At 62.2% G+C, this 8,630-nt stretch carries 8 protein-coding genes; 3 read left to right on the top strand and 5 right to left on the bottom strand.

The genetic code is table 11. The annotated features are described in order from the left end of the window. Positions 1-256 precede the first annotated feature (256 nt). From prpD to DFO68_RS07900, 4 genes are all read right to left on the bottom strand, one after another. Positions 257-1,741, bottom strand: a complete 1,485-nt coding sequence (gene prpD, locus DFO68_RS07915; RefSeq protein ID WP_133483113.1) for a 2-methylcitrate dehydratase — start codon at positions 1,739-1,741, stop codon at positions 257-259. A 123-nt stretch (positions 1,742-1,864) separates the two neighbouring features. Then, entirely contained in the window at positions 1,865-2,992 is a 1,128-nt protein-coding gene (gene prpC, locus DFO68_RS07910; protein ID WP_133483112.1) for a bifunctional 2-methylcitrate synthase/citrate synthase, read from the bottom strand. Positions 2,993-3,042: 50 nt separating this feature from the next. Next, on the bottom strand, positions 3,043-3,933 hold the full coding sequence (gene prpB, locus DFO68_RS07905; protein ID WP_133483111.1) for a methylisocitrate lyase: 891 nt from the start codon (positions 3,931-3,933) through the stop codon (positions 3,043-3,045). Positions 3,934-3,962: 29 nt separating this feature from the next. Next, complete coding sequence (locus tag DFO68_RS07900; RefSeq protein WP_133483110.1) at positions 3,963-4,679, bottom strand: GntR family transcriptional regulator; 717 nt, start codon at positions 4,677-4,679, stop codon at positions 3,963-3,965. Positions 4,680-4,891: 212 nt separating this feature from the next. On the opposite strand from DFO68_RS07900, the gene pabB reads away from it, so the two are divergent. Continuing rightward, complete coding sequence (gene pabB / locus DFO68_RS07895; protein ID WP_133483109.1) at positions 4,892-6,274, top strand: aminodeoxychorismate synthase component I; 1,383 nt, start codon at positions 4,892-4,894, stop codon at positions 6,272-6,274. A gap of 100 nt (positions 6,275-6,374) precedes the next feature. Further along, the gene (locus DFO68_RS07890) at positions 6,375-6,995 is read left to right on the top strand and encodes a phosphoadenosine phosphosulfate reductase family protein (protein ID WP_133483108.1); all 621 of its coding nucleotides are present in this window, start codon (positions 6,375-6,377) and stop codon (positions 6,993-6,995) included. 86 nt (positions 6,996-7,081) lie between these two features. On the opposite strand, the gene cysB is transcribed toward DFO68_RS07890, so the two are convergent. Further along, on the bottom strand, positions 7,082-8,053 hold the full coding sequence (gene cysB / locus DFO68_RS07885; protein ID WP_133483107.1) for an HTH-type transcriptional regulator CysB: 972 nt from the start codon (positions 8,051-8,053) through the stop codon (positions 7,082-7,084). A 171-nt stretch (positions 8,054-8,224) separates the two neighbouring features. Between cysB and trxA the strand changes: the two genes are divergently transcribed. Then, positions 8,225-8,599 carry a thioredoxin gene (trxA, locus tag DFO68_RS07880; RefSeq protein ID WP_347813123.1) on the top strand — a complete coding sequence of 125 codons (375 nt, stop codon included), beginning with the start codon at positions 8,225-8,227 and terminating at the stop codon, positions 8,597-8,599. The last annotated feature ends 31 nt before the right edge of the window (positions 8,600-8,630 follow it).

Below are 8,630 nucleotides of genomic sequence, written 5' to 3'. Positions count from 1 at the left end.
ATTCTACGTGATCGGCGTTGCCTGTCAACCCCTGATCTTTCCCTCTCCACCGCCGGCAACCTGTCCCGTCGCCGGCAGCGGATGCGTACTCTACGATCTAACACCGTAGCATGCAACCCCTGTACGTCAGAAAAATATAGTCCAGCCATCCGCGCTACGCCATGGCCTTGCAGCAACTTATTTCGCTCATGCCCTGGAACACTGACAGATCAAGCCCAAAAGCGCGGATAACGGATTGTTGACGGCGATCACGACATCAGATCACGAAAAGATCGACGAAACGGTCGACGGGCGTGCTCTCCAGCTGCACCTGGTCGGCGCACAGGTCGAGAATCTGCTCACAGCGACCTGCCGGGAAGCGAGTGGCCAGGTTGCGCCGGAACTTCTCGACGAGCAATGGAATCCCCTCGGCCCGGCGGCGGCGATGGCCCACCGGGTATTCGACGGCGACCTTCTCGGTGGCACTGCCGTCCTTGAAGAATACCTGGATGGCATTGGCGATGGAGCGCTTCTCGGGATCGTAGTAGTCCCGCGAGTAGGCCTCATCCTCGACCACCTCCATCTTGGCGCGTAACTCGTCGATGCGCGGATTCGCCTCGTGGAACTCGTCCTCGTAGTGCTCCGCGGTCAGGGTGCCGAAGATCAGTGGCACGGCGGTCATGTACTGCAGACAGTGATCGCGATCCGCAGGATTGGCTAGATTCCCCTCCTTGGAGATGATGCGTATTGCCGAGTCGTGGGTGGTCAACACGATACGATCGATCTCGTCGAGACGATTTCTGACCTCGGGATGCAGGGTGACGGCGGCTTCGCAGGCCGTCTGGGCGTGAAACTCGGCCGGAAAGGAGATCTTGAACAGGATGTTCTCCATCACGTAGCTGCCGAAATCGCGCTGGAAGGTGAACTTGCGCTCTTCTTCAGGCTTGAGGGCCAGATCCCGATTGGTATGACTGAACAGGATGTCATAGAAGCCCCACTGCGGCGCAGAGAGCACACTGGGGATGCCCATCTCCCCGCGCATGGCGATATCGGCGAGACGTACTCCTCGCGACGTTGCATCACCGGCGGCCCAGCTCTTGCGAGAACCGGCATTGGGAGCATGACGGTAGGTCCGCAGGCTCTGTCCATCAACCCAGGCATGCGAGAGCGCCGAGAGCAGCTGCTCGCGATCGGCGCCCATCAGCTTGGCGACCACGGCGGTGGAGGCCACCTTGACCAGCACCACATGATCGAGGCCGACACGGTTGAAGGAGTTGTCCAGCGCCAGCACGCCCTGAATCTCGTGGGCCATGATCATGGCTTCCAGCACCTGGCGCATGGTCAGGGGCGAATCGCCTCGGGCGAGACGTGTCTGGGAGAGGTGGTCGGAGATGGCCAGAATCCCTCCCAGGTTGTCAGAGGGGTGCCCCCACTCGGCGGCCAGCCAGGTATCATTGTAGTCGAGCCAGCGGATAGTAGCGCCGATGTCCCAGGCCGCTTTGACGGGATCCAGTCGAAACGAAGTACCTGGTACCCGGGCACCATGAGGCACCACGGTACCCTCGACCAGCGGGCCGAGGTGCTTGGTGCATTCCGGGAAGCGCAGCGCCAGCAGACCACACCCCAGGGTGTCCATCAGGCAATGGCGGGCGGTGTCCAGCGCCTCGCTGCTCTCGATCGTGAAGTCGAGGACATAATCGGCGATCTTCTGGAGTTCGGCATCGTAATCCGGACGCTGGTTCTGTTCGACATTAGCACTCATTTCGGTTCCTTGGATTCGTTCTTGTCACCGGGCTTGTCCCGGACCGTGGTAGGGAGCGTGCTCCTGACTGCCCTTCGGCGCTCTATCGCGATAAATTCGCCCCCATTTAACTAGCTCAGGGGCTTACTGACGCTGCTCGATCGGCACCCACTCGTTCTTCTCGGGACCGACGTAGTCGGCGCTCGGACGGATAATGCGGTTGTTGGCGCGCTGCTCGAAGACATGGGCACACCAGCCGGTAACCCTTGAACAGACGAAGATCGGGGTGAACAGCTTGGTCGGGATGTCCATGAAGTGGTAGGCACTGGCGTGGTAGAAGTCGGCGTTGCAGAACAGCTTCTTTTCCCGCCACATCACTTCCTCGACCCGCTCGGAAACCGGGTAGAGCACACTGTCGCCCACGTCCTCGGACAATTTCTTCGACCAGTGCTTGATGATGGCGTTGCGCGGGTCGGACTCGCGGTAGATCGCATGGCCAAAGCCCATGATCTTGTCCTTGCGCTCAAGCATGCCCATGATCTCGCGCTCGGCCTCTTCCGGGGACTGCCAGTTCTCGATCATCGCCATGGCTGCCTCGTTGGCGCCGCCATGCAGCGGTCCGCGCAGCGAGCCGATGGCACCGGTCACGCAGGAGTGCATGTCGGAAAGGGTCGAGGCGCACACGCGGGCGGTAAAGGTCGAGGCGTTGAACTCGTGCTCGGCGTAGAGGATCAACGAGACATTCATTACTCGGGCGTGCAGCTCGGATGCCGGCTGGCCGCGCAGCAGGTGCAGGAAGTGGCCACCGACCGACTCGTCATCGGTCTCGGTTTCGATGCGCACGCCGTCATGGCTGAAGCGATACCAGTAGCAGATGATCGACGGCAGCACGGCGAGCAGGCGATCTGAAACATCCTGCTGCTGGTCAAAGCTCTCCTCGGTTTCCAGATTGCCCAGCATGGAGGCGCCAGTACGCATCACATCCATGGGGTGGGCATCCCTGGGAATCTGCTCAAGCACGCTCTTGAGCGCGTCGGGCAGGCCGCGCAGACCCTGCAGCTTGGTGATGTAGGCATCGAGCTCGGCCTGATTGGGCAACTTGCCCTTGAGCAGCAGATAGGCCACTTCCTCGAAGCGGGCTTTATCGGCCAGCTCCTTGATATCGAAACCGCGGTAGGTGAGGCCCGAGCCGGTCTTGCCGACGGTGCATAGGGCCGTGGTCCCGGCGCTCTGGCCGCGCAGGCCGCTGCTGCTGATGGGTTTGCCTGCCATGGGATGTCTCCTTGTCAATCGGTATCAGTCAGGTTGAGGGCCGGGCAGCGTTATGCCTCGCCGCCCTTCTCTGCAAACAAGGCGTCGAGCTTGCGCTCGAAGTCGTGGTAGTTGAGAAAATCGTAGAGCTCGTCGCGGGTCTGCATGAGGTCGACCACGTCCTTCTGGTGCCCCTGGTCGTGGATGCTCTGGTAGACCTTGAGCGCCGCGGCATTCATGGCGCGGAAGGCGGACAGCGGGTAGAGCACCATGCGGCAACCTACCTCGCCCAGCTCCTGTTGGGTAAACAGCGGCGTGGCGCCGAACTCGGTGATGTTGGCCAGTATCGGTGCGTCGACTCGCTCACAGAAGGCGTGATAGTCATCGAGGGTATGCACGGCCTCGGCGAAGATGGCATCGGCCCCAGCCTCGATGCAGGCGTTGGCCCGCTCGATGGCGGCATCCAGACCATCCTTCTGAAAGGCATCGGTACGCGCGATCAGGTAGAAGTCGGGGTCAAGGCGCGCATCGGCGGCGGCCTTGATGCGGTCGACCATCTCCTCCTGGGAGACGATCGCCTTGTTGGGACGATGGCCACAGCGCTTCTGGGCCACCTGGTCCTCGAGATGGACAGCGGCCACGCCGGCGCGCTGCATCTCCTTGACGGTACGGGCGATGTTGAAGGCGCCACCCCAGCCGGTGTCGATGTCCACCAACAGCGGTACCTCGGTGGCCCCGCAGATGCGATGGGCATCCTCGACCACATCATTCATGGTGGTAATGCCGAGATCCGGCAGGCCGAAGGAGGCATTGGCTACGCCACCGCCGGAAAGGTAGAAGGCCGGGTGACCCACCCGCTCGGCCATCAAGGCAGTATAGGCATTGATGGTGCCGACGATGGGCAGCGGGCGGTGGGCCTTGAGGGCGGCGCGAAACCGCGCCCCGGGGGTAGGTTGCATCATGAAAGGTCTCCGTAGGGTGTCGACGCGCCTCAAACGGGCGTCTTGCTGTCCTGCTGTTCAAGGGATGCCGCATAGCGCTCGACCACGAGGGACCGAGAAGCACTGACGTGACGGCGCATCAGCAGCTCCGCCAGTTCGGCGTCACCGGCCTCGATGGCATCGACGATGCGGTGGTGTTCAACAAAAGCTCGCTGGGGCCGCGTGCCGCTAGCGCTGAACTGGGTACGGTAGAGCCGTACCAGGTAGTAGAGGTCGTCGCAGAGCATGCCCATCAACATCGTGTTGTGGCTGCCCTGGACGATGCGGAAATGGAAGTCCAGATCACCCTCGTGCTGATAGTAGGCCTCGCCGCGACGCAGGTCGGCCTGGCGTTCATGCATGGCCAGCACCTCGCGCAGCCCGGCGACCTCGCCGGCGGTCATGTGTTCGGCAGCGAGGCGCGCCGCCATACTCTCCAGCGCCTCACGCACGTCGAAGAGCTCGAGCAGTTCCTTCATGGAGAGCTTGACTACTCGGGCGCCAACATGCGGCACCCGCTCAATCAGGCGGTGCGCTTCCAGGCGGCGCATGGCCTCTCTGAGCGGGCCGCGAGAGATACCGTAGGTGCGTGACAGTCCCGGCTCGGTGATCTTGCTGCCCGGTGCCAGCTCCCCCCTGACGATAGCATCCTGCAATTGCTGGAAGACCCGTTCCGCCAGAGTGCGGACTTCAGGAAAGACGTCCTGCTGTGGTGCGACTGAGTTCATGGCAATTGTCGACAATCGAGTGATGAAGAAACTGTAATCACTGGCCTACCCCGGGTCAACTGGCCGAACGAATGGATGTTATCCCCCTTTAGTTGAAGACAATCTCACCCGCGCCAACGTCAATGTCGACAATGCCCTCGCCATCAAGCGCGAGAACGACAAAGCTGCAGTCGAGGCCTAGAATGGGGCGCCTGCTCCGGGAAGACGTTGTGATGACAGCACCGATCGAGATCACCCCCCTGCCCTATCACGAGGACCCGCTGGACTACTTCGCGGCCCTGCGCGACAGGCCAGGTGCCGTGCTGCTCGACAGCGGTCGCCCGATGGCGCCGGGTGGCCGCTACGACATCCTCAGCTGCGATCCACTGGAACTTCTCGAGATTGATGCTGCCGGTCGCGTGAGCGGGGACCCGGTGCTCGCGGGGCTGCCCCCCTTCGTCGCCCAGCAGGCACTGCTCGACCGCCTACCCGGCGAGGTGCCGGACAGCCGGCTGCCGTTCCTCGGCGGGCTGATCGGCTACTGGAGTTACGACCTCGGACACCAGCTCGAACCGATGGCCGGACGAGCCCATCAGGCGGTCACGCTACCGGCCAGCCGTGTCGGCCTTTATGACTGGGCAGTGATTCAGGACCATCAGCGTCGACAAAGCTGGCTGGTGGGCAGCGCGTCACGACGCCGCCAGGTGCTGGGATGGCTGGAAACGCCGGTGCGTCCGGCCACAGGCTTTCGCCTCACCGCCCCTTTCGCCGCCGAGCTCAGCCGCGAGGACTACCTGGCTCGCTTTCGTACTGTGCAGGCTTATATTCGCGCCGGCGACTGCTACCAGATCAACCTGACCCAGCGCTTCAGTGCCCCCTTCGAAGGCGACCTCTGGGCGGCCTACCGCCGTCTGCGCCTGGCCACACCCACCCCCTTCGCCGGCTACCTGGCCTGGAAGGACCAGGCGATCCTCTCGCTCTCCCCCGAACGCTTCCTGCGCTGCCATGACGGGCAGGTTGAAACCCGGCCCATCAAGGGCACGCGGCCCCGTGGCGCGACTCCCGAGGTGGACCGACAGCTGGCCAGGGAACTGTGCGAAAGCTCCAAGGACAGGGCCGAGAACGTAATGATCACCGACCTGCTGCGCAATGACCTGGGGCGGGTGTGCCGTCCCGGCAGCGTACGGGTCCCCCAGCTCTGCGGCCTAGAGAGCTATGCCAACGTGCACCACCTGGTGAGCGTGATCGAAGGCGAACTGGAGGCCGGCCGGCGACCCATGGACCTGCTGTCCGCTGCATTTCCCGGCGGCTCCATCACCGGCGCACCCAAGGTACGGGCCATGCAGATCATCGACGAACTGGAACCCAGCCGTCGCAGCGCCTACTGCGGCAGCCTGGGTTACGTGGATGTGCGCGGACAGATGGACACTTCCATCGCCATTCGCAGCGTGGTGGCCGACGGCAGCAGGCTGCACCTGTGGGGCGGGGGAGGCCTGGTGGCCGACTCGCGCGGCGAGGACGAGTACACCGAGAGCCTCGACAAGATTCGCCATCTCATGCAGGCCCTGATGGCAGCTGATACTGAATCAACATGGAATAAAAACCAGATCGATTAATCCACCAGGGAATAGATATCCAATGAATCGGTATTGGGGGGAGCCTCACCGGCTCTGCTAGGGTAGCACCATACCTAAACTTATTGCCTTGGAGCCCTTCATGGAACCCCAGCTCGATGTCATTAACCGGGAACTCGGCAATGATCCCGAGGCCCTGATCCGCTGGGCGCTGGATCAGGGACAACGGCCGATCTGCACGACCAACTTCCGCCCCTTCGAGGCCGTGATCCTGCACATGGTCACGCGCCAGCAGCCGGATATCCCGATCGTGTGGATGGACAGTGGCTACAACACCGAGGCCACCTACCGCTTCGCCGATGAGCTGGTTCAACGCCTGAACCTTAACCTGGTGAGTTATCTGCCGCGGCGCTCACGGGCCCATCGCGAAGCGCTGGAGGGCCCCGCACCCGGGATAGACGAAGCGCGTCATGAGGCCTTCACCCGCGAGGTTAAGCTCGAACCCTTCGAGCGCGCCCTGCGCGAGATGGCGCCGGATGTCTGGTTCACCGCCCTACGTGCCGAGGACACCCCCGAGCGTGCCCGCATGACACCGGTGAGCCGCAACGCTGACGGCCTGCTAAAGGTCTCCCCACTGCTGCACTGGACGGCCCGCGACCTCTATCGATATCTGCAGGACCACGACCTGCCCAACAACTTCGACTACTTCGACCCCACCAAGGTCGAGGAGAAACGCGAGTGTGGCCTGCACCTGCAGCATTGATGGCCAAGGGATAGCACGGAAAGCGTGCCCGCGACCCTCGAAGACAACAGAGAGCCGGGGGCGACTACTGTGTCGATTGCCCCATCCTAGCGGTCAGGTAGCTCGATATCCTTGAACAATATCTCCTCGTGACGAGGACCGGCGGCCAGGGCCGCATCGACCAGGTCTCGGGTCAGATGGGCGGCGAAGCCTTGCAGGAAATCGTACATGTAGCCGCGCATGAAGGTACCCCGGCGAATCCCGATCTTGGTGGTGGAGCTCGCGAAGAGATGACCGGCTTCCAGCGCCACTAGGTCGGTGTCGTGCTCGGCATCCACTGCCATGTGGGCAACGATGCCCACCCCCATGCCCAGGCGCACATAGGTCTTGATGACATCGGCATCGGCCGCAGTAAGCACCACGTTAGGAGTGAGCCCCCGCGCACGGAAAGCATCGTCGAGCTGGGAGCGCCCGGTGAAGCCGAACACATAGGTCACCAGTGGGTAGTCCGCCAAAGCCTCCAGGGTCAGCGTCTGCATCTCGGCCAGAGGATGTCCCCGGGGCACCAGGATGCAGCGGTTCCAGCGATAGCAGGGCAGCAGCACTAGATCGTTGAACAGCTCAAGGGACTCGGTGGCAATGGCAAAGTCGGCCTGGCCATCGCTGACCATCTGGGCAATCTGCTTTGGCGTGCCTTGCTGCATGTGCAGCGCCACGTCGGGATACTTCTGGGTGAAATCGCGGATCACCGGGGGCAGCGCATAGCGCGCCTGGGTATGGGTGGTGGCGATGGCCAGGCTGCCGCGACGCTCGTCGCTGTGCTCCTGGGCAACATCCTTGATATTGTCGGCCAGCCTCAGCATCTGCCCGGCCAGCTCGATGATCACCTGCCCCGCCGGGGTTACCCGGGTCAGATGCTTGCCGCTGCGAGCAAATATCTCTACGCCAAGTTCGTCCTCGAGCAGGCGGATCTGCTTGGAGATCCCTGGCTGGGAGGTGAAGAGGCTCTGAGCGGTAGCAGAAACATTGAGATTGTGGCGCGACACCTCCCAGATGTAGCGCAGCTGCTGAAGCTTCATGGCCATCCTCCCGCACGTGTCTTGGGGCTTTTATAAGGCTTCCAAGGCATAAAAAATTTATTTATAATCATTTTATATCATAATATGGCTGAACTGGAAGATCCGCTTTTCCCAGCATCGGGATTTGCCAGCAGTTAGGTCGACCGCTAACATCGTCCGATCGGGCATGCCCTGCATGTCACCCCATCCGCTCGATGCAGCGCAACGAAACGGGAGAATCACATGACCAACAACGTCGATGTCACCAATGCCAACTTCGAGCAGGAAGTCCTCAAGGCCGATAAGCCGGTTCTGCTAAAGTTCTGGGCCCCTTGGTGCGGTCCCTGCAAGGTGATGGCACCAGTGGTCGAGGAAGTCGCCGAGGAGCGCAACGATAGCCTCAAGGTCGCCAGCATCAACGTGGACGATGCCCCCGAGATCGCCGCCGAGCAGGGGGTGCGCGGGGTGCCGACCGTGATGCTTTTCAAGTCCGGCAGCAAGGTCGCCTCCCTGGTCGGCGCTCAGTCGAAGTCACAGCTGAGCCAGTTCATCGACCAGAACACCTGATCCACTACGCACCGCTCTTCTTCGCCCCGGC

The organism is Halomonas ventosae (genome assembly GCF_004361885.1).
GTDB classification, from domain to species: domain Bacteria; phylum Pseudomonadota; class Gammaproteobacteria; order Pseudomonadales; family Halomonadaceae; genus Halomonas; species Halomonas ventosae_C.
Note: the sequence above shows the minus strand (reverse complement) of the source record. Positions and strands in the feature narration are given on the sequence as shown.